This window comes from uncultured Pseudomonas sp. (genome assembly GCF_913774235.1).
Lineage (GTDB): Bacteria > Pseudomonadota > Gammaproteobacteria > Pseudomonadales > Pseudomonadaceae > Chryseomonas.
On sequence record NZ_CAJYDW010000013.1, the window covers coordinates 138,005 to 157,325 of the forward strand.

Below are 19,321 nucleotides of genomic sequence, written 5' to 3' on the forward strand. Positions count from 1 at the left end.
GTCAGATTCCTGCTTTGGAGAGGTGGGAGAACAGACGCGTACGCGTCTGCTTCGGTGAACAGAGCACATAGGCCAGGGCCATCAGCAGCAAGGTCAGGCCGCCGCCCAGGGCGAGGGTGATCAGGATGGAGAGCCGCTCCTGCGGTTGAATTTCCTGGTAGAGCAGCTTGCTCAGGCCCACGCCGAGGGCGGTCACCACCACGGCTACCAGCAGGTCCTGGTTCCAGTAGCGCTGCAGCGCCGGGGCGAAGCGGCCGTGGATGATCGCCGGCCAGATCACGAAGGGGATCAGGCGCATGCAGAACCAGGCCAGGGCGGCGCCGTGGGCGCCGTAGTGCAGTACCACCAGGATCACCACCGGCACCGAGATCAGTGCCGAGACCAGGCTGTACCAGACGTGCAGGCGCAACTTGCCATAGGCGTACTGCAGGTAGAACTGGAACTGGCTGAGCGCCAGCAGCGCCGCGCCCAGGGCGTACCAGAACAGGATCGGCTCGCTCCAGTGGGCGGAGACCCGGTCGCCGGTCCAGGCGAAGACCAGCGCCTCGCCATGGAAGGCCACCAGGGCCGCCAGCGGCAGCAGGATGGCGAAGGCGAAGCGGGCGGCGTTGCGGTAGAGCCGTTCCAGCTCCAGTGCCTGGCCCTGGGAGACCAGTACCGTCATCCGCGGCAGCAGCGCCTGCACCAGGGGATTGGTCAGGGTGACGATGCCGGTGGAGATCAGCGCCACCAGGCTGAAGTAGCCGTACTCGGCCAATGGCAGGGCCTTGGACAGCACCAGCTTGTCCAGCTGGGTCAGGGCGATCCACAGGATCGAGGTGAAGGACATGCTCGCCGCGAAGGGCACGATGGGCTTCACCCGTTGCCAGTCGAAGCCGCTCCACCAGGAGGGGTTGGGCAGTAGCCGATAGGCCTTGAGCGCATAGACCAGCATCTCGAACACGGCGACGAAGGCCTGGAAGACGAAGAAGTCCAGCGGTTCTTGGGAAATCCACATCACCAGGATAAGTCCGCCGAAGTAGCGGACGGTGGCGATCGCCACATTGACCAGGTTCAGCCAACCATGCAGCTCGACGCCCTGCACGCCGCTCTTGTACAGCGTCGCCAGCAGGCGAAAGGCGATCATCAGCCCCATCAGGCCGATGCAGTGCGCCACCGTCTCTTCGGACAGGCCCTGGACGTTCAGCCAATGCCCGGCCATCCAGCTCGCATTCAGCTCGATGGCGACGCAGGCCAGGGTCGCCAGCGGGATGAAGACGAACTCCAGCGAGCGCAGCAACTGGCCGCGGGTACGCCCGGCGTCGCGCTGGCCGCGACCATGGGCGACGTCCCGCACCAGGGAGGCGGAGATACCGACGTCGAGCAGTTGCAGCCAGGTCTGGAGCACGGCGAAGAAGCCGATCAGGCCATAGGTTTCCGCGCCCAGATGACCGAGATACAGTGGCTGGATCAGGATGCCGATCAGCAGCGCATAGGCTTGGCCGGCATAGTTGATCAGGGTGTTGCGCAACACCGACATTTTCGCGGGAGTGGTCATGGGCGTGGGCCGGTTGGAATCACGTGAGAGCGGGAGCGGAATCGCCGGGGAAATCCCAGCTCGGCAGCAGTTGGGCCGGACTGATGAGCGCCCGCAGGGATTCCAGGCTGGTCTTGTTCTGCTGCACCGAGAGCAGCGTCTCGAGTATCAGGTTCTGGGTGCTTTCGGGCAGGTCCGGGTAGAGGGGCACGCAAAGGATGCGCTGGCTCAGCTTGCGCGAGATTGGCTTGATCGCCTGCGGCTGCAGGTAGTCCAGGGTCTCCAGCGACGGATAGAAGTAGCGGCGCGGATTGATGCCGACCGTATGCAGCGCCTGCCGGGTGTCCAGCAGCGCCGTTTCGTCGCGCAGGGCCACCGGGAAGTAGCTGTAGTTGAGCTGGCTGCTGTAGGTCGGCCGCTGCAGCTCGAAGGCGCCCTGCAGGCGCGTCTCGTAGTGGCGGCCGATGATGGCGCGGCGGGCCAGGATGTCGTCCAGCTCATCGAGGATGCACAGCCCCATGGCCGCGGACACCTCGTTGAGCTTGGCGTTGATGCCGACGCCTTCTATACGCTCGGCGTCGACGATGCCGAAATTGATCATGCGGCGGACGCGCTCGGCGAGTTCGTCATCCTCGGTGATGATGGCCCCGCCTTCGATGGTGTGGAACAGCTTGGTGGCGTGGAAGCTGACGGTGGTGATGTCGCCCCATTGCAAGACCGAGCGGCCCTCGTAGAGGGTGCCGAAGGCGTGGGCGCCGTCGTAGACGACCTTCAGGCCATGGCGCTGGGCCACCTGCTGCAGGCCCTGGACGTCGCAGGGGTTGCCGAACACGTGGGTGGCGACGATGGCCGAGGTATCGGGCTCGATGACCGCCTCGACGTTGGCCGGGTCCAGATTCCAGGTTTCCGGATGGATGTCGGCGAAGATCGGCCGGATGCGCTCCCAGTGCAGGGTGCTGGTGGTGGCGACGAAGCTGAATGGCGTGGTGATGGCGCTGCCGGTGAGCCCCAGGGCGCGGTAGGCCACCTGCAAGGCCAGGGTGCCGTTGTTGACCAGGATGATGTTGCGGACCCCGAGATATTCGCGCAGGCGCTCTTCCAGTTGAGCGTGCAGGGGGCCCTGGTTGGTGATCCAGTTGTTGGCGTAGATCTTGTCGATATACGCCTTGAAGCGTTCCTTGTCGCCAAGGTAGGGCTTGGTCACATTGATCATGATCCGTTACCTGCTTATCGAGTCCTTGATACGTGTCGGTTCGGTCAGGCGTGCTCGACGAGGGCGTCGCCCGCCTGCCGGAAGGCATTGAGCGGCTTGTCCAGGCGGTCGAGCACCGATTCGAGGGCCTCGCGACTGGCGTCGTTGTGGAACTGCCAGACTCCGTAGATACGACCGGAGAAGGAGGCTTCGCTGCCCAGGCGCGGGTCCACCGCCAGGCCCGAGCCGAGTCCGAACAGGTGCAGTCCCTTGAGACGCTGGCCGTGCTGGTCCAACGGGCTGCCGGCCGCGTCGGAATCCAGGCCGCCGCGCAGGGTGCGCAGGGTCAGAGGACGGCCATCCCCGTCGCGTAGCTCGGGCACGATGGGCAGATAACCCAGGCCCTGGACCAGCAGCGCGGCGTCGTCGAACAGCGCCTGGGCACGGACGCGCTGCGCCTCGCTGCCATCCAAGCGCAGGGTATTAACCTTGACCGGTGTGCCACCGATGCACTGTCCGGCAAGTACCTGGCGACCGATCTCGTGGGCGCGGTAGCGCAGGCCGCCCGAACGGTTGACCCGCTTGGAGATGGGACAGATGTCCTGCAACGGATCGAAGTCGTAGCCGGCGGCCAGGGCCTCGGCGGCGGTCTCGTAGAACAGCCGGATCGGCGAGCGGTGGACCAGCGTCAGCTCGCGCAGGCCGTCGTGGTGCAGCGCGGTGGCCAGGTTGTCCAGTGCGGAGAAGGCACTGTGGGAGCCGCCCACCACGCAGATGGGGCCGCCATCCTTGAGTCGGGCCCGGTAGCGTTGGCGCAGCGCCTCGGGTTGCAGGCGCAGGACGCTGTCGGAGCTGTCGATCGGGGCGCGCTCCGGCAGGTGCAGGCCCAGTGCCTCGGCGCTCTGGGCGAAGCTGCTGCGCGTCTGCTTGCCACCCAGGTTCAGTACCAGGCTGGCGGTGCGCACCCGGCGGATGGCGCCGGCCTGTTCCAGCCAGACGGCGTAGCCCGAGCCTTCGCAGGTGACCTCGGTGATGCGGGTCTGGCGCCAGGTGGGAATGCCGTACTGGCGTTCGAGCCAGGGTAGTACCAGACCGGCGGCTTGCTGGAAGAGCTGGCCGACGATGGGCAGCGCCGGCGCTTCCTGGGCGTTCAGCTTGAGATGGCGATAGGTGGGCGAGGCGTGCAGCGGGGCCAGGATGGGCGCCAGCAGCGGGTCGCGCAGACAGTCGAGAAAGACGTCGCTCACCGAGTTGGCGATGATCTGGTAGTCACCCAGCTTGCCGGCGCCGAGTTCGCTACCGGCATCGACGATGATGGTACCGGCGCGGGCGAGTTGCTCCACCGCACCGCGCTTGATGGCATTGAACAGAAAGCCCAGACCTGCCGGTCCTGCGCCACCAATTAGACATCCTAATGTCGCTTCCGATAGATCATTCCTTGCCATCGGGCCATCCTCTTGCATGCGCCGGAAAAGACGCGGGTTGAAGTGTGTTGAAACAGGTCGTTCAGGTGCCCGGCAGTGATCGAAAAGGGGTGCTGCGAAGATTCGACTTATGGCTGGAGTGACGCGAGTGGCCGCTGGCAAGGCAACTTTTGACGACCAGGCTTAATTCTTCGGCGGTAACTAATTAATTATTCTTCAGCCATTGTTCCAAGAGGCGAGCGGCCGCCATTCGAGCGTTTCGCGGATAGCTCAGAGGCAGCCGTAGCCATCCCTTCCAAGCGGTACGGGACAGAACTTCACGGGCGGAACAGTCCGCCGCCGAACGCGGCGGGCGATGACGTGGCAAGTCCGGCAAGGACTCCGCTGGGCATCGGTCGCGACGGGCCTTTGGCCTGGCGTGGCGTGGCCGGTAGCGGTGTCGGCGCGTAACTTCAGATCAGGCGACATCCGTGTTCTCCCGCTGTTCGCTGGCGTGGGGCAAGCTGGCCCTTTCCCTGTCCATGGTGCACGCATGGCTACCGCACAGGTTGCCGTGGTCGAGTTGGCAGCCTTTGTTTTTCTGGACCCTGTTTTTTGGACAAGGCTACCGCACGGGTTTGCACCTGGGCTTTATGAATCAAGGGGGCTTTAGTTACCGAATTCAAGACCTGCAAACCAAGTTGTCAGGAACTTGAAACACCATCGGCGAGACGCAAAGGAGGGAGAGTTAAAGCTGTCTTCCCTGACCTTGTACGGCAGCAGACTCAGCGCGCAATCCCAGCGCTACTTCGAGTCAGGAGCAATGATTGTCAAAAGGTTTTGGACTGTCAACGCGAGCGCTGGCGACGGAATTTGTCTGATGAGAAGGTGGTCAGGGGGGCTGTTTCGACCGAATGACCGGGCAACTGAGGCGTGCTTGGCAAATTCTTGCCTGGGTCGGCGCTGTTTAGTGAAAGGCGTCGCAAAGAGATCGCTGTTGGTCGGAATAAGTGTGACGAATAATTTGGCGATTGGTTAACGGAATCCACTGGCTCGCGGATGACCGGCAGACCCTCTCCCGTGCGCGAGCCGAACGCCAGGATTCAAGCCGTCGTGGTTGCCGACCAGGTGGCGAGCAGGCCCGGCAATTCGCTCAGGGTGCGGACTTCCGCATCGGGGCGACCCGCGCCGCGCCAGGCATTCCCTAGGGGATTGAACCAGACCGCACGGATGCCCGCCGCCTGGGCGCCCTGCACATCGTCCACTGGGTTGTCGCCCACGTGTACGGTGGCCGTCGCCGGAATGCCGGTGAGGCGCAGGGCCTCGCGGAAGGGCGTGGGATCGGGCTTGCCGATGCCTAGCTGCTCGGCGTTCAGGGCGAAGCGGAAGTAGTCGGCCAGGCCTATGGTGCGGACATCCGCATTGCCATTGGTGAGCACGCCCAGGGTGTAGCGCTCGGCGAGCTGTTCCAGGGTCGGATGGACGTCTTCGAACAGGGTCACCTGCTGGCGTGCGGCCAGATAGACCGCGAAGCCCGCCTCGGCCAGCTGCGCCGCCTCGGGCTCAGCGTAGCCGGCGTCCAGCAGCGCCTGGTGGATGACCCGGCGGCGCAGCTCGCTGACGCGGTGCTTGAGGCCGGCGTCCTGCTGCAGCAGGCGATCGCGGATCGCCCAGAGATGCTCCACGGGAACGCTGCCCAGGCGGGGGGCGGAGGCGGCGAACCAGTCGCGCAGCAGGGCTTCCGCGGAATGGATGACCGGGGCGATTTCCCAGAGGGTATCGTCGAGATCGAAGGTCACGAGGCGAATCGTCATCGGCTGGCCTTGCGCTTGGCGCGGGGATGGGCTTTGTCGTAGACCTCGGCGAGCTGGCCGAAATCCAGGTGGGTATAGATTTGGGTGGTGGCGATGTCGGCGTGACCCAGCAGCTCCTGCACCGCGCGCAGGTCGCCGGAGGCGCTGAGCAGGTGGCTGGCGAAGCTGTGTCTGAGCATGTGCGGATGCAGATGCTGGCCCAGCTCGCGCACGCCGGCCTCGCGCACCCGCAGCTGGACCGCCCGGGGCGTCAGGCGCAGGCCGCGCTGACCGATGAAGAGGGCGTCGTCACGTGGTGCGGCCTGGGGTCTGATCTTGAGCCAGGTCTCCAGGGCATCCCGGGCCTTGCTGCCGATGGGCAGTACCCGCTCCTTGTTGCCCTTGCCGCGTACCTGGACCAGGCCCTGGGCCAGATCCACATCCGCAAGGTCGAGACCGACCAGCTCGGACAGCCGCAGCCCTGAGCTGTAGAACAGCTCCAGCAGGGCCTGGTCGCGCAGGGCGAGGAAGTCGTCCTCCACCGCGCCGTCGAGCAGCTGCATGGAGCGGTCGACGTCGAGCACCTTGGGCAGCGGCTTCTGCGCCTTGGGCGGCGACAGGCCATGGGCCGGGTCCTGGCTGCAGAAACCTTCGCGGATCAGGTAGAGATAGAAGCCGCGGCAGGCGGAGAGCAACCGCGCCAGGCTGCGACTGGAGGCGCCTGCCCGGTGCAACTGGGCGATCAGGGCCCGCAACCGACGGCTGTCGAGCGTGCCCCAGTCCGCCAGTCCTTCGGCTTCGGCGAAGGCCAGCAGCTTGCGCAGGTCACGGCGATAGCCGTCGAGGGTGTGGGGCGAAACCTGGCGCTCCAGGCGCAGGTGATCGAGATAGGCGTCGAGCTGGACCTGCAGCATGCTCCGCTCCTCGGTTCAGCGCACCGTTCGCAGGGGGACGGGAAAGCGCGGTAGCACGCGGGCGAGGACTTCCGCCACATGACTCAGGAATAGCGTGCCCAGGCTGCTGCGGTAGTGCTGGGGATCGGGGCTGCCGATCGCCAGGACGCCGTGCAGACCCTGGTGGGAGAGGGCGGCCACCGCTGCCGAGCCGACCTCTTCCTTGGCCGAATCGCCGAACAGGAAGGCCAGCTCATGGGCGCGCAACACGCCGCTGGTGGTCTTCTCGCCGCCCAGCAGGCCACCGATGACCTTCTGCGCCTCGGCCGGAGTGACGCTGCGGCCCACCGGTAGAGGATGCTCGTGGAACAGGATGAGGCCGACGTAGGGCACCTTGAACTCGTGGCGCAGGCTGTCTTCGACGGTGCCTATCACCTCTTCGAGGCTGGTGGCGTCGAGCAGGCCGATGATCAGGCGACGGGTCTTGTCGAACAGTCGGTCGTTGTCCCGCGCCACGTCCATGAGGTGGGCCAGGCGGTGACGCATCTCGCCGTTGCGCTCGCGCAGCAGCCCGAGCTGGCGCTCGACCAGGGAGACCGCGGTGCCGCGCTGGTGCGGTACGCGCATTTCCGCCAGCAGCTCTTCGCGGTCGGCGAAGAAGTGCGGATGATCCAGCAGCCAGTCGGCGACGAGATCGGGAGTGAGTTCGGGCGTATCGCTCATACTCTCACCTGGCCTTCGTAGACGCGGGTGGCCGGACCGGTCATCAGCACCGGCTGGCCCACCCCTTCCCATTCGATGGTCAGCAGACCGCCCGGCAGCTCGATGCTGACCGGCGACTTCAGCCAACCCTGGCGGATGCCGGCGACTGCGGCAGCGCAGGCGCCGGTACCGCAGGCACGGGTCTCGCCCACGCCGCGTTCCCACACCCGCAGACGGGCACGCTGGGCATCGATGATCTGCAGGAAGCCGATATTGGCCTTCTGCGGAAAGCGCGGATGGCATTCCAGCTGGGGGCCGAGGGTCAGGACCGGCGCCTGGTCGACGTCGGCGACGCGCAGCACCCCATGGGGATTGCCCATGGAAACCACCGCCAGCTCGACCGTCTCGCCTGCCACCTGCACGGCGTGGCTCAGGGCCTCGGCCTCGGCGACGAAGGGGATCTCGGCCGCCAGCAGGCGCGGGGCGCCCATGTCGACGCGGACCTGGCCGTCGCCCTTGAGGTGCAATTCGATGATGCCGCCCTTGGTCTCGACGCGGATCTGCTTCTTGACCGTCAGGCGCTTGTCGAAGACGAAGCGGGCGAAGCAGCGCGCGCCGTTGCCGCACTGCTCGACCTCGGAGCCATCGGCATTGAAGATGCGATAGCGAAAGTCCACGTCCGGCTTGCTCGGGGTCTCGACGATCAACAACTGGTCGAAGCCGACGCCGGTGTTTCTATCCCCCCACTGGCGGACGTGCTTGGGCTGGATATGCGCGTGCTGGCTGATCAGGTCGAGGACCATGAAATCGTTGCCCAGCCCGTGCATCTTGGTGAAGCGCAGTTGCATGGAGCGCTCCCCTCAAGCCGGCAGCCGGCTTTCGCCTGCGAAGAGTTCTTCCAGCGTCTCGCGCCGACGAACCAGGTGGACCTGATCGCCATCCACCATCACCTCGGCCGCGCGGCCGCGGGTGTTGTAGTTGGAACTCATGGAAAAGCTGTAGGCACCGGCGGAGTGGATCACCAGCAGATCGCCTTCGGCCAGGACCAGCTCGCGATCCTTGGCGAGGAAGTCGCCGGTCTCGCAGATGGGGCCGACCAGGTCATAGCGGCGGGCCTCGCCCTGACGGGCGACCACCGGCTCCACCGCCATCCAGGCCTGATACAGCGCCGGGCGGATGAGGTCGTTCATCGCCGCGTCGACGATGGCGAAGTCCTTGTGGGTGGTGTGCTTGAGGTATTCCACGCGGGTCAGCAGCACCCCGGCGTTGGCCACGATGAAGCGACCCGGTTCGAACACCAGGGTCAGGCTGCGTCCGGCGATGCGCTCGCGGATGGCCTGGATGTAGTCGCTGGCCAACGGCGGTTGCTCGTCGCGATAGCGCACGCCCAGGCCACCACCGAGATCCAGGTGGCGGATGACGATGCCACGCTCGGCGAGGCGGTCGATCAGCGCCAGCAGGCGGTCGAGGGCATCGAGGAAGGGCGGCAGCTGGGTGAGCTGGGAGCCGATATGGCAGTCCACGCCGAGGATTTCCAGGTTCGGCAACTCGGCAGCGCGGGCGTAGATCGCCTCGGCGTCGGCGATGTCGATGCCGAACTTGTTTTCCTTGAGTCCGGTGGAGATGTAGGGGTGGGTGCCGGCGTCCACGTCGGGGTTGACCCGCAGGGAGATCGGCGCGACCACGCCGCGCTCGGCGGCCACCTGTTGCAGCCGCTCCAGCTCGTCGGTGGATTCGACGTTGAAGCAGTGCACCCCCACTTCCAGGGCACGGTGCATGTCGTCACGGGTCTTGCCGACGCCGGAGAACACCACCTTGTGCGGATCGCCACCGGCGGCCAGCACGCGTTCCAGCTCACCGCGGGAGACGATGTCGAAGCCGGCGCCGAGGCGGGCCAGGACGTTGAGCACGCCGAGGTTGGAGTTGGCCTTGACGGCGAAGCAGACCAGGTGCGGCAGGCCGGCCAGCGCATCGGTATAGGCGCGGTACTGGCCCTCGACGTGGGCTCGGGAATAGACGTAGGTAGGGGTGCCGAACTGGCGCGCGATGGCGCTCAGGGCTACCCCTTCCGCATGCAGTTCACCTGCACGGACAGCGAAGACTTCCATGGTGGCTCCTTAGAACACGTCGTGGCGGTGTTCTTTGGCGGCTTTCTGGTCGTCCGGCAGGTACAGCGGGCCTTTCTGACCGCAACCGGCCAGCAGGCAGGCGCAGGCGATGAAGAGGAGGGAGAGGCGCTTCATGACGCTAAACCTTTATTAAAGCGAATATTGCACCGAGTATAACGGGGTTGAGCGACTCTTTGACACGCCCGAATGGCTGAGGCGCACGGGCCGGCGAAAGCCGCGACTGGACGCCATCTGGGCGGCCCGCTACCGTGCGGCGATTCTTTCCCTTCTTTCGAGGATCGTCATGAGCCGGCTCAGCGAAGCGCAATTCCACCACCTCGTCGACCAGACCCAGCGCCAGGTCGAGGACGCCTACGACGACAGCGGCCTGGACCTCGATCTGGAGAATGCCGGCGGCGTGCTGACGATCAAGTTCGACAATGGCAGCCAGGTCATCCTCAGTCGCCAACCGCCGCTGGTGCAGCTCTGGGTCGCCGCGCGCTCGGGCGGCTATCACTTCGACTGGGACGGTCAGAACTGGATCTGCGACAGCTCCTCCGAGACCCTCGGCGCGCTGCTGGTACGGGTGACCCTGGAGCAGACCGGCGAGAGCGTGGCCTTGCCCGGGCTGTAACGACCTGCGGTCGGCGCGGCTTGACCGGTGCCGACCGCCCTGTGCTAGCGTGACCTGACGGCGCCTTTCGAGCGCCGTTTTCTTTTGCCGCCTTCGCTGCGGCGTCCCAGTGGGCTCTCGCAGCCCGTCATCCCAGGGTCCTCCGCTGCTCGCGGTCGGGGCCGCATCGTCTCATTCCCAGGAGTTCGCCATGCGCCATGCATCGCCCATCACCGTATCCGCCGCCGATCTGCCGCGCCTCGAACGGCTGCTCAATGACTTGCCGGAATTCGGCCCAATAGCCGAGGCGCTGGACGAAGAGCTGGCCAGGGCCCGGGTGGTGGCGCCCGAGCAGATCGGCGCGGTGGTCACCATGAATTCCCGGGTGCGTTGCCGCGAGACCGACACCGGCAAGGAATATCAGGTGGTACTGGTATACCCGGAGGATGCGGGCGAAGCGGGTCGGGTGTCGGTGCTGGCACCCGCCGGCAGCGCCCTGCTTGGCGCTACACCCGGCGAGCGGCTCAGCTGGCCGGTGCCTGGGGGCAAGGAGCAGCAGGTGGAGTTGCTGGCGCTGGAGCCCGCCGAAGCCTAGTCCTCCGCGCGCTCCGGCAACTCCGGCAGGGCCCGCAGCAACTGCTCGTAGTGAGCGCTATCGAAGGGCCGATCGGCGGCCAGCATGACCTCGATCTCATAGGCCAAGGCCTGGGCCATCAGCAGCACCGCGTCTTCGCGCTCGTAGCCGACCAGGGTGAGCTTGTTGAGCACGGCTTGGACGTAATCCGGCTCGCCCGCGGCGAGCTGGTTCTCCACCGCTTCGATTAAATGGCTGGAGACGAAGGATTCTTCGTCATCGGTGTGGTCAGTCATGTCTGGATACCTCTTGTTACAGTACGACCCCTGATCCCAGCCTGGAGTCCTTCGATGATCACCTGCCATCGCCTGTCCGCCAACGAGCTGGTCGCGCAGCCGCTGTCGCCGGGAGATCCGCTGCCGGAGGACCTGCTCTGGGTGGACCTGCTCGACCCCAGCGAGGAGGAAGAGCGGTATCTGGAGCAGGCGTTGGCGATGGACATCCCCACCCGCGAAGAGATCGCCGAGATCGAGGAGTCGTCGCGACTCTACCAGACCGACCGGGCGCTGCACCTCACCACCACGGTGGTCAGCGGCTTCAGCGAGCATCAACCGCGGGCCTCGGTGGTCAATTTCGTGCTGACCCCGGAATGGCTGGTGACGGTCCGCTATTCGGAACTGGCGGCGTTTCGCGCCTTTCTCGGCAAGGCCCAGCAGCAGGCGCGCCAGCATTGCAGCAGCGATGTCATCTTCGCCGCCCTGCTGGACAGCCTAGTGGATCGGGTCGCGGACATCCTCGAATCGGTGCAGGCGCATCTCAATCGCCTGGCGCGGGCGGTGTTCCGCGAGCCCGCCGATGCCCATCAGGAAAAGCAGCAACCCAAGACCGACCTGCAATCCATCGTCAAGCAACTGGGCCGCAGTAATCAGCTGCTGGCCCAACTCAGCGAAAGCCTGCTGGGCATCAACCGCATCGTCTCCTACCTGCGGCGGGCGGGAGCGACCTGGATTTCCGGCACGGCCAAGACCTGGTTCAAGACGCTGGAGCGCGACGTGCGCTCGCTGAGCGACTATCAAGCGAAGATGAACGGCGAGATCGGCTTTCTGCTCGACGCCACACTGGGGCTGATCAGCGTGGAGCAGAACAACATCGTCAAGGTGTTCACCATCGCCTCGGTGCTGTTCCTGCCGCCGACGCTGGTGGGCACCATCTACGGCATGAACTTCAAGCTCATGCCGGAGCTGGACTGGCACTACGGCTATCCCCTGGCGTTGGGCGCCATGGTGGTGTCGGCGCTGATTCCTTACGCCTGGTTCAAGTTTCGCCGCTGGCTCTAGAACGACTGGCAACGCTACTGCGTGTCCGCCAGCCGTTCGCTACCTTTTGTCGGCCATCCTTGGCTGGCATCTCTCATCACTGCACAAGAGGACAAACCAATGCGCGTCGGATTCATCGGCCTGGGTGGCATGGGTCAGGGTATGGCGGCCAATCTGCTAAAGGCTGGTCATGAGGTGGTGGTGTGGAATCGCTCCCCGGAGCCGGTCCAGGCTCTGGTCGATCAGGGCGCCCTGGCGGCGGCGACCCCGGCGGAGGCCTTCGCGGTGGAGGTGGTCTTCAGCATCCTGGCCAACGATGCCGCTACCCGCGAAGTCATCCTCGACAGCGGCGCCCTGCAGCAGGCACCGGCTGGGCTGATCCACGTCAGCATGGCCACCCTGTCGGTGGCCCTGGTGGACGAACTGGTGGCGCGCCATGCCGAGGCGGGCGTGGGCTACGTGGCCGCGCCGGTGTTCGGGCGGACCGACGTGGCTGCCAGTGGCCAGCTCAACATCGTGGTGGCGGGAGATCCGCAAGCCATCGCGCAGGTCCAGCCGCTGCTCGATGTGCTGGGGCGCAAGACCTGGCCGGTGGGCGCGGAGCCGCGGCAGGCCAACGTGGTGAAGATCGCCGGCAACTTCATGATCGCCAGTGCCATCGAGACCATGGGCGAGAGCACCGCCCTGGCGCGCAGCTATGGCGTGGAGCCCGCGGCGCTGCTGGAGATCCTCACCAGCACCCTGTTCGCCGCGCCGGTGTACCAGAACTACGGGCGCTTGCTGACCGAGCGAAAGTTCTCGCCGGCGGCCTTCAAGCTCAGCCTGGGCCTCAAGGACGTCAACCTGGCCCTGGCGGCCGGTCAGGAGAAGGCGGTGCCGCTCCCCTTCGCCAGCGTCCTGAGGGACAACCTGCTGGAGGCCGTCGCCCAGGGCGAGGGCGAGCTGGACTGGATCGCGCTGGGGCAGAGGTCGCACAAGAAGGCCGGCCTCGACTGAGAGCCGCCTTACTTGCAGGCGGTGCCCAGCGCCGCCAGCGACAGCGGGTAGAACTGCAGGTTGTAGCCGGAGGTCTTGGCCTGGCTGCAGCGCTTGGTGCTGTAGGGGCTGTAGTCGATGATCATCACCGGCTTCTTCTGGGTACGGAAGTAGCTGTAGGCGTTGCACTCGGCGTAGTCGTAGCAGCTCTCGTTGAGAGCGAAGTCGAACTTGTCGTAGACGCTGGGGATCAGCTCGATGGCGTTCTTCAGGCCCACCAGCAGCTCACGCTTGTGGGCTTCGGCGGCCAGCCAGTTGAGGAAGTCCAGCTGCTGGGCCTTGGTCAGCTTGAGGCCGTTCGGATTGGTGTAGCCATCGACGTTGTCCGGGTCCACGCCCTGGCAGCCCTTCTGCACGGCGAGGTCCAGGCGCTTGGCCAGCAGGGCTCGAACGTCGGCGCGGCGGATGTCCAGCCAGCGCTCGCCCGGCCAGGCGTCCAGCGCCTTGCCCAGGGCCGCCTTGGGATAGAGGGCGGCATCGGGTCGCCAGTCTTCCCAGGTGCCGGCGCTGAAGTAGCAGATCACCGTCTTGCCATTGCCCTTCAGGTTGGCGATTACCGCCTTGCTGGTGTCGTAGAGGTCGATGTCGTAGAGGGTGCGATTGGGTTTCTGCAGCACGCCGTTCAGCTGGACATGCCAGGTGAGCGTCTGCGGCAGAGGGGCGGGCAGGGCGGCGTGGCTGGAAGCCGCGGCGAACATTCCGCAGAACAGGATGGAACAGGCTGGAAGGCGCATGAGACTTGACTCGAACGGCTGGTCAAGTCTCGAGTATCGGCTGCCTTTCTGCAGGCCTGAGTGCCAGTCGTCGTACCTATCAACGGCCGGTCGGTAGTCCTGCCGCGGGCTTCCTGAAGGCTCAATCAGAAATCCGCGTCTTAGACCCGTTGCCGAGGCCGCCGGCACTGCCCGGGCCTTACTGGCGACATTTCTACCCGTTGGCGCAGCCGACAGACGGCGCCAAATTCAGGGCAGGGTGGGATTGTCTCCCACTACGGCCGCCACCAGGGAGGCAGCGGCCACAGTGGGGCAGCGCCTCAGCGCTGGGCCAGCAACTCGCGGCCGCGCTGCACGGCGGCGCGAACCTGGGCCGGGGCGGTGCCGCCGATGTGGTCGCGGGCGTTGACCGAGCCTTCCAGGGTCAGGACAGCGAAGACATCCTGCTCGATCTGGTCGCTGAAGCGGCGCAGCTCGTCCAGGCTCATCTCCGCCAGGTCCTTGCCGCTGTCCACACCGTACTTCACCGCATGGCCGACGATCTCGTGGCAGTCACGGAAGGGCAGGCCCTTGCGCACCAGGTAATCGGCGAGGTCGGTGGCGGTGGAGAAGCCGCGGCGGGCCGCCTCGCGCATGATCTCGCGCTTGGGCTTGATGGCCGGGACCATGTCGGCGAAGGCGCGCAGGGAATCGCGCAGGGTATCCGCGGCGTCGAACAGCGGTTCCTTGTCTTCCTGATTGTCCTTGTTGTAGGCCAGCGGCTGGCCCTTCATCAGGGTCAGCAGGCCGGTGAGGGCACCGAACACCCGGCCGGTCTTGCCGCGCACCAGTTCGGGCACGTCGGGATTCTTCTTCTGCGGCATGATCGAGGAGCCGGTGCAGAAGCGATCGGGCAGGTCGATGAACTGGAACTGGGCGCTGGTCCAGAGCACCAGCTCTTCGGAAAAGCGCGACAGGTGCATCATCGCCAGGGAGGCCGCGGCGCAGAATTCGATGGCGAAGTCGCGATCCGAGACGCCGTCCAGGGAGTTGCCGCCGATGGCCTCGAAGCCCAGCAGCTCGCAGGTGACCTGGCGCTGGATCGGGTAGGTGGTGCCGGCCAGGGCGGCGCTGCCCAGGGGCATGCGATTGACGCGCTTGCGGCAATCGACCAGGCGCTCGTGGTCACGGGAGAGCATCTCGAACCAGGCCAGCAGGTGGTGGCCGAAGGTCACCGGCTGGGCGGTCTGCAGATGGGTGAAGCCGGGCATGATGGTGTCGGCTTCGGCCTCGGCCAGTTGCAGCAGGCCTTCCTGCAGGCGGTTCAGCTCGGCGAGGATGGCGTCGATCTCGTCGCGCAGCCAGAGGCGGATGTCGGTGGCCACCTGGTCGTTGCGGCTGCGGCCGGTGTGCAGTTTCTTGCCGACCACGCCCAGGCGCTCGGTCAGACGCGCCTCGATGTTCATGTGCACGTCTTCCAGGTCGACGCGCCACTCGAAGGTGCCGGCCTCGATCTCGCCGCGGATCTCGTCCAGACCGGCGACGATGGCGTCGCGCTCGGCGCTGCTGAGCACTCCGGCCTCGGCCAGCATGCGCGCATGGGCCTGGCTGCCGAGGATGTCGTGGCGATAGAGGCGCTTGTCGAAGTCCACCGAGGCGGTGAAGCGGGCGACGAAGGCGTCGACGGGTTCGCTGAAGCGTCCGCCCCAGGACTGGTTGGTTTTTTCGCTGCTCATGGATCGGCCTGCTGCTGGGCTTGTCGGTGGAGGTTGAAGGGTGCCGATGATAGCAGTCCTGAAGCGGTTCCGGCCGGAATCAACGGAGCCGACTTGCCGACGAGCGGTATCTGAACCACACTGCGGCTCATGATACTCGAACGCCGCAAAACCCCCCGGCCAGTCAAGGTCGATGACTTCTTCGTCCCGGCGCTATGCGAACCGGAGGCCCTGCTCGTCCTGGTGGTGCTGGCCGAGTTGCTGGTGTTGGTACTGGTGCTGGCCGAGCCCTTCACCCTGCAGTTCAACTGGATCCGCCTGGCGCTGGTCTCGCTCTTCGTGCAGTGGATCGTGCTGCTCTCGGCGGCGCTGCTGTGTCGCCTGCGGCCCTGGCTCGCCCGGCATCGGCCGGTGGTGGCCGGCGGGCTCTGCTGTGCCATCGTGGTGGCCCTGACCCTGCTCTGCACCCTGGTGGCCGACTGGCTGCAACTGGCCGGCCCGCTGCAGCGGGTGGGCGAGGTGCGGCTGTACATGAGGCACGCGCTGATCGCCTTCATCATGTCGATGCTGCTGCTGCGTTACTTCTGGCTGCAGAGCCAGTGGCGCCGGCAGCAGCAGGCCGAGCTGCAGGCGCGTATCGAATCCCTGCAGGCGCGCATCCGCCCGCACTTCCTGTTCAATAGCCTGAACAGCATCGCTAGCCTGGTCGCCCTGGATGCAGACAAGGCCGAGCGCGCGGTACTTGATCTGTCGGCGCTGTTCCGCGCCAGCCTGGCCCAGCCCGGTACCAAGGTGCGGTGGTCGGAGGAGCTGGAGTTGTCACGCCGCTACCTGGACATCGAGCGCCTGCGCCTGGGTGATCGCCTGAAGCTGCAGTGGGACGTGGACGGGGTGCCGGCCGACTTGCCGATTCCCCAGTTGACGTTGCAACCATTGCTGGAGAATGCGCTGATCTACGGCGTCGCGCCGCGCATCGAAGGCGGCCTGGTGACCATCTACGCCGACTATCGCGACGGGGTGTTCGAACTGGTCATCAGCAACCCCTATGACCCGGAAGTGGAGCAGCAGCCGAGGCCACCCAAGGGCACTCGTCAAGCTTTAAGCAATATCGAGGCGCGGTTGACGGCACTTTTCGGACCAGCTGCGAGTCTCAAAATCGAACGCCGCGACCAGCGGCATACAACGTCTCTTCGCTATCCATGCGAGCGACTCATGCGGGAAGCCTGAGCTTATGAATGTCCTGATCGTCGATGACGAACCCTTGGCGCGCGAGCGTCTGGCCCGTCTGGTGGGGCAACTGGACGGTTACACCGCCCTGGAGCCGACAGCCACCAACGGTGAGGAAGCCCTCGCTTTGGTTGAAAATCTCAAGCCAGACATCGTCCTGCTGGACATCCGCATGCCGGGTCTGGACGGTCTGCAGGTGGCAGCGCGCCTCTGCGAGCGTGAGTCGCCACCCGCGGTGATCTTCGTCACTGCCCACGACGAGTATGCGCTCGATGCCTTCCAGGTGAGCGCTGTGGGCTACCTGGTCAAGCCGGTGCGCCAAGAAGACCTGGCGGCAGCCCTGAGCAAGGCCCAGCGGCCCAACCGGATGCAACTGGCCGCCTTGACCAAGCCGCCCGCCAGCGGTGGGCCGGGCCCGCGTAGCCACATCAGCGCCCGGACCCGCAAGGGTATCGAGCTGATCCCGCTGGACGACGTGGTCTACTTCATCGCCGACCACAAGTACGTGACCCTGAGACACTCCGGTGGCGAGGTGCTGCTGGACGAGCCGCTCAAGGCCCTGGAAGACGAGTTCGGCGAGCGCTTCGTGCGTATCCACCGCAATGCGCTGGTCTCCCGTGAACGCATCGAGCGGCTGCAGCGCACCCCGCTGGGTCACTTCCAGCTGTTCCTCAAGGGTATGAATGGCGATGCGCTGACCGTCAGCCGTCGCCATGTGGCCGGCGTACGGCGGTTGATGCACAGCATCTGACGTCGCTCCCGGCTCGACGACCGGCGCTCGTCGCAGTGGGGGCGCCGGTCGACCTGCTATGATGGCCGGCAATCTGACGTGCCGGTAATGCCCATGCTCCGCGAAATCCGTATAGCTACGCGCCAGAGTGCCCTGGCGCTGTGGCAAGCCGACTATGTGAAAGCCCGCCTCGAAGCGGCGCACCCTGGCCTCAGGGTCAGCCTGCTGCCCATGACCAGCCGCGGCGACAAGCTGCTCGACGCGCCGCTGGCGAAGATCGGCGGCAAGGGCCTGTTCGTCAAGGAGCTGGAGAATGCTCTGCTCGACGGCAGCGCCGACATCGCCGTGCACTCCATGAAGGACGTGCCCATGGAATTCCCCGCAGGCCTCGGGCTATACGCCATCTGCGAGCGGGAAGACCCACGCGATGCCTTCGTTTCCAATCGCTATTCCCGTCTTGCCGAATTGCCCCAGGGCAGTGTGGTGGGCACCTCCAGCCTGAGGCGCCAAGCCCAGTTGCTGGCCCTGCGGCCAGACCTGGAAATCCGCTTTCTGCGCGGCAACGTCAACACCCGCCTGGCCAAGCTCGATGCCGACGAGTACGACGCCATCATCCTCGCCGCCGCCGGCCTGATCCGCCTCGGGTTCGCCGAGCGTATCCGTGAATCCCTCACGGTCGAGGACAGCCTGCCCGCCGGCGGCCAGGGCGCGGTGGGCATCGAGTGCCGCACCGACGATGCCGAGGTGCATGCGCTGCTCGAACCCCTGCATCACCTCGACACCGAACGCCGCGTCGCTGCCGAGCGCGCCCTGAATCGCCGCCTCAACGGTGGCTGCCAGGTGCCCATTGCCTGCTATGCGGTACAGGAAGGCGAACTGCTCTGGCTGCGCGGCCTGGTCGGCCAGCCCGACGGTGGCCTGCTGCTGCGCGCCGAGGCCCGGGGTCCGCTCAACGATCCCGCCGGCCTGGGCGTGGCCGTGGCCGAAGACCTGCTGGCCCAGGGCGCCCAGGGCATCCTCGATGCCGTCTATGGGGTCTCCGGCGCATCATGAGCGTCTGGCGACTGCTGCTGACCCGGCCGGCGGAGGAGAACGCGCCGCTCGCCATGGCCCTGGCGGCGACCGGTATCGCCAGCGCCAGCCTGCCGCTGCTGGAAATCCAGCCGCTGGCGGAAACGCCCGAGCAGCGCAGTCTCTGGCTCGACCTGGATCGCTACGCCGCCGTGCTGGTGGTGAGCAAGCCGGCCGCGCGCCTGGGACTCGCGGCCCTCGACCGCTACTGGCCGCAGCCGCCGTTGCAGGCCTGGTTCGCCGTGGGCGCGGCCACCGCTGCCGTGCTCGACGACTACGGCCTGCCAGTGCACTACCCCGAGCGCGAGGACAGCGAAGGTCTGCTGGCCCTGCCGACCCTGGCCGACGCCCTGCAACGCCCTGAGCCCGAGGTGCTGCTGCTACGCGGCGAGGGTGGTCGCGACCTGCTGGTCGACAGCCTCACGGCCCGCGGCGCTCGCGTCGAGGTGCTCGAACTCTATCGCCGCCAGTGCCCGGAATACGCCCCGGGGCTGATCCTAGAGACCCTGGCAGCGGAACGCCTGAATGCCATCATGGTCAGCAGTGGGCAGGGTTTCGCGCATCTGCAGGCCTGTGCGGGTGCGGATTGGCCCGCGGTGCGTCGCTATCCGCTGCTGGTACCCAGTGCCCGCGTGGCCGAGCTGGCCCGTGCCGGTGGCTGTCGTCGCGTGATCGACTGCCAGGGTGCCAACGCCGGCGCCATCGCTGCCGCACTTGCCCAACATCATCCGGATTGACCCT

Annotated in this window: 20 protein-coding genes; 8 read left to right on the forward strand and 12 right to left on the reverse strand. The window is 66.1% G+C overall.

Annotated features, from left to right (window positions below):
* Position 1 precedes the first annotated feature (1 nt).
* From QZ471_RS14540 to QZ471_RS14580, 9 genes are all read right to left on the reverse strand, one after another.
* Positions 2–1,537: an oligosaccharide flippase family protein gene (locus tag QZ471_RS14540; protein ID WP_295464946.1), complete on the reverse strand. Its 1,536-nt coding sequence runs from the start codon at positions 1,535–1,537 to the stop codon at positions 2–4.
* A 19-nt stretch (positions 1,538–1,556) separates the two neighbouring features.
* On the reverse strand, positions 1,557–2,729 hold the full coding sequence (locus QZ471_RS14545; protein ID WP_295464948.1) for a DegT/DnrJ/EryC1/StrS family aminotransferase: 1,173 nt from the start codon (positions 2,727–2,729) through the stop codon (positions 1,557–1,559).
* Positions 2,730–2,773: 44 nt separating this feature from the next.
* Complete coding sequence (locus QZ471_RS14550; RefSeq protein WP_295464950.1) at positions 2,774–4,153, reverse strand: pyridine nucleotide-disulfide oxidoreductase; 1,380 nt, start codon at positions 4,151–4,153, stop codon at positions 2,774–2,776.
* Between the two features lie 1,061 nt (positions 4,154–5,214).
* Entirely contained in the window at positions 5,215–5,925 is a 711-nt protein-coding gene (locus tag QZ471_RS14555) for an HAD-IA family hydrolase (RefSeq protein ID WP_295464952.1), read from the reverse strand.
* A complete protein-coding gene (gene xerC, locus QZ471_RS14560; RefSeq protein WP_295465011.1) occupies positions 5,922–6,815 on the reverse strand; it encodes a tyrosine recombinase XerC in 894 nt (297 codons plus the stop codon). The genes QZ471_RS14555 and xerC overlap by 4 nt, the downstream gene beginning before the upstream one ends.
* Positions 6,816–6,833: 18 nt before the next feature.
* Entirely contained in the window at positions 6,834–7,520 is a 687-nt protein-coding gene (locus tag QZ471_RS14565) for a DUF484 family protein (RefSeq protein WP_295464954.1), read from the reverse strand.
* Complete coding sequence (dapF, locus tag QZ471_RS14570; RefSeq protein WP_295464956.1) at positions 7,517–8,347, reverse strand: diaminopimelate epimerase; 831 nt, start codon at positions 8,345–8,347, stop codon at positions 7,517–7,519. Before dapF ends, QZ471_RS14565 begins: the two co-directional genes overlap by 4 nt.
* A 12-nt stretch (positions 8,348–8,359) precedes the next feature.
* Positions 8,360–9,607 (reverse strand): diaminopimelate decarboxylase, encoded by a 1,248-nt coding sequence (gene lysA / locus QZ471_RS14575; RefSeq protein ID WP_295464958.1) that lies wholly within the window; start codon positions 9,605–9,607, stop codon positions 8,360–8,362.
* A gap of 9 nt (positions 9,608–9,616) precedes the next feature.
* On the reverse strand, positions 9,617–9,742 hold the full coding sequence (locus tag QZ471_RS14580; RefSeq protein ID WP_007161378.1) for a lipoprotein: 126 nt from the start codon (positions 9,740–9,742) through the stop codon (positions 9,617–9,619).
* Between the two features lie 169 nt (positions 9,743–9,911).
* Between QZ471_RS14580 and cyaY the strand changes: the two genes are divergently transcribed.
* Together cyaY and rnk are read left to right on the forward strand one after the other, a co-directional pair.
* Positions 9,912–10,241, forward strand: a complete 330-nt coding sequence (gene cyaY, locus QZ471_RS14585; RefSeq protein ID WP_017639386.1) for an iron donor protein CyaY — start codon at positions 9,912–9,914, stop codon at positions 10,239–10,241.
* 190 nt (positions 10,242–10,431) lie between these two features.
* The gene (gene rnk / locus QZ471_RS14590) at positions 10,432–10,815 is read left to right on the forward strand and encodes a nucleoside diphosphate kinase regulator (protein ID WP_295464964.1); all 384 of its coding nucleotides are present in this window, start codon (positions 10,432–10,434) and stop codon (positions 10,813–10,815) included.
* Here the strand turns inward: rnk and QZ471_RS14595 are convergent.
* Positions 10,812–11,090 (reverse strand): hypothetical protein, encoded by a 279-nt coding sequence (locus QZ471_RS14595; protein ID WP_295464966.1) that lies wholly within the window; start codon positions 11,088–11,090, stop codon positions 10,812–10,814. The genes rnk and QZ471_RS14595 overlap by 4 nt on opposite strands.
* 54 nt (positions 11,091–11,144) lie before the next feature.
* Here QZ471_RS14595 and QZ471_RS14600 point away from each other — a divergent pair, with 54 nt between their 5' ends.
* Together QZ471_RS14600 and QZ471_RS14605 are read left to right on the forward strand one after the other, a co-directional pair.
* Entirely contained in the window at positions 11,145–12,131 is a 987-nt protein-coding gene (locus QZ471_RS14600) for a magnesium transporter CorA family protein (RefSeq protein ID WP_295464968.1), read from the forward strand.
* 75 nt (positions 12,132–12,206) lie between these two features.
* Positions 12,207–13,106, forward strand: coding sequence for an NAD(P)-dependent oxidoreductase (locus QZ471_RS14605; RefSeq protein WP_295465013.1), 900 nt, complete (start codon positions 12,207–12,209; stop codon positions 13,104–13,106).
* Between the two features lie 8 nt (positions 13,107–13,114).
* Here QZ471_RS14605 and QZ471_RS14610 read toward each other — a convergent pair whose 3' ends face one another.
* Both QZ471_RS14610 and argH read right to left on the reverse strand, forming a co-directional pair.
* Positions 13,115–13,879 carry an endo alpha-1,4 polygalactosaminidase gene (locus QZ471_RS14610; protein ID WP_295464970.1) on the reverse strand — a complete coding sequence of 255 codons (765 nt, stop codon included), beginning with the start codon at positions 13,877–13,879 and terminating at the stop codon, positions 13,115–13,117.
* Positions 13,880–14,178: 299 nt separating this feature from the next.
* Positions 14,179–15,573, reverse strand: a complete 1,395-nt coding sequence (gene argH / locus QZ471_RS14615) for an argininosuccinate lyase (protein ID WP_295464972.1) — start codon at positions 15,571–15,573, stop codon at positions 14,179–14,181.
* A gap of 129 nt (positions 15,574–15,702) precedes the next feature.
* Between argH and QZ471_RS14620 the strand changes: the two genes are divergently transcribed.
* The 4 genes from QZ471_RS14620 to QZ471_RS14635 all read left to right on the forward strand — a co-directional run bounded on the left by QZ471_RS14620 (position 15,703) and on the right by QZ471_RS14635 (position 19,317).
* Entirely contained in the window at positions 15,703–16,779 is a 1,077-nt protein-coding gene (locus QZ471_RS14620; RefSeq protein WP_295464974.1) for a sensor histidine kinase, read from the forward strand.
* A 4-nt stretch (positions 16,780–16,783) separates the two neighbouring features.
* Complete coding sequence (locus tag QZ471_RS14625) at positions 16,784–17,530, forward strand: LytTR family DNA-binding domain-containing protein (protein ID WP_007161369.1); 747 nt, start codon at positions 16,784–16,786, stop codon at positions 17,528–17,530.
* A gap of 93 nt (positions 17,531–17,623) precedes the next feature.
* The gene (gene hemC, locus QZ471_RS14630) at positions 17,624–18,562 is read left to right on the forward strand and encodes a hydroxymethylbilane synthase (RefSeq protein WP_295464977.1); all 939 of its coding nucleotides are present in this window, start codon (positions 17,624–17,626) and stop codon (positions 18,560–18,562) included.
* Positions 18,559–19,317: a uroporphyrinogen-III synthase gene (locus QZ471_RS14635; protein WP_295464979.1), complete on the forward strand. Its 759-nt coding sequence runs from the start codon at positions 18,559–18,561 to the stop codon at positions 19,315–19,317. Before hemC ends, QZ471_RS14635 begins: the two co-directional genes overlap by 4 nt.
* Positions 19,318–19,321 lie beyond the last annotated feature (4 nt).

Coding starts and splice junctions, on each gene's coding strand:
- QZ471_RS14540 (WP_295464946.1), bottom strand. CDS start 1,537: ATGACCACTCCCGCGAAAATGTCGGTGTTGCGCAACACCCTGATCAAC.
- QZ471_RS14545 (WP_295464948.1), bottom strand. CDS start 2,729: ATGATCAATGTGACCAAGCCCTACCTTGGCGACAAGGAACGCTTCAAG.
- QZ471_RS14550 (WP_295464950.1), bottom strand. CDS start 4,153: ATGGCAAGGAATGATCTATCGGAAGCGACATTAGGATGTCTAATTGGT.
- QZ471_RS14555 (WP_295464952.1), bottom strand. CDS start 5,925: ATGACGATTCGCCTCGTGACCTTCGATCTCGACGATACCCTCTGGGAA.
- QZ471_RS14565 (WP_295464954.1), bottom strand. CDS start 7,520: ATGAGCGATACGCCCGAACTCACTCCCGATCTCGTCGCCGACTGGCTG.
- dapF (WP_295464956.1), bottom strand. CDS start 8,347: ATGCAACTGCGCTTCACCAAGATGCACGGGCTGGGCAACGATTTCATG.
- lysA (WP_295464958.1), bottom strand. CDS start 9,607: ATGGAAGTCTTCGCTGTCCGTGCAGGTGAACTGCATGCGGAAGGGGTA.
- QZ471_RS14580 (WP_007161378.1), bottom strand. CDS start 9,742: ATGAAGCGCCTCTCCCTCCTCTTCATCGCCTGCGCCTGCCTGCTGGCC.
- cyaY (WP_017639386.1), top strand. CDS start 9,912: ATGAGCCGGCTCAGCGAAGCGCAATTCCACCACCTCGTCGACCAGACC.
- rnk (WP_295464964.1), top strand. CDS start 10,432: ATGCGCCATGCATCGCCCATCACCGTATCCGCCGCCGATCTGCCGCGC.
- QZ471_RS14595 (WP_295464966.1), bottom strand. CDS start 11,090: ATGACTGACCACACCGATGACGAAGAATCCTTCGTCTCCAGCCATTTA.
- QZ471_RS14600 (WP_295464968.1), top strand. CDS start 11,145: ATGATCACCTGCCATCGCCTGTCCGCCAACGAGCTGGTCGCGCAGCCG.
- QZ471_RS14610 (WP_295464970.1), bottom strand. CDS start 13,879: ATGCGCCTTCCAGCCTGTTCCATCCTGTTCTGCGGAATGTTCGCCGCG.
- argH (WP_295464972.1), bottom strand. CDS start 15,573: ATGAGCAGCGAAAAAACCAACCAGTCCTGGGGCGGACGCTTCAGCGAA.
- QZ471_RS14620 (WP_295464974.1), top strand. CDS start 15,703: ATGATACTCGAACGCCGCAAAACCCCCCGGCCAGTCAAGGTCGATGAC.
- QZ471_RS14625 (WP_007161369.1), top strand. CDS start 16,784: ATGAATGTCCTGATCGTCGATGACGAACCCTTGGCGCGCGAGCGTCTG.
- hemC (WP_295464977.1), top strand. CDS start 17,624: ATGCTCCGCGAAATCCGTATAGCTACGCGCCAGAGTGCCCTGGCGCTG.
- QZ471_RS14635 (WP_295464979.1), top strand. CDS start 18,559: ATGAGCGTCTGGCGACTGCTGCTGACCCGGCCGGCGGAGGAGAACGCG.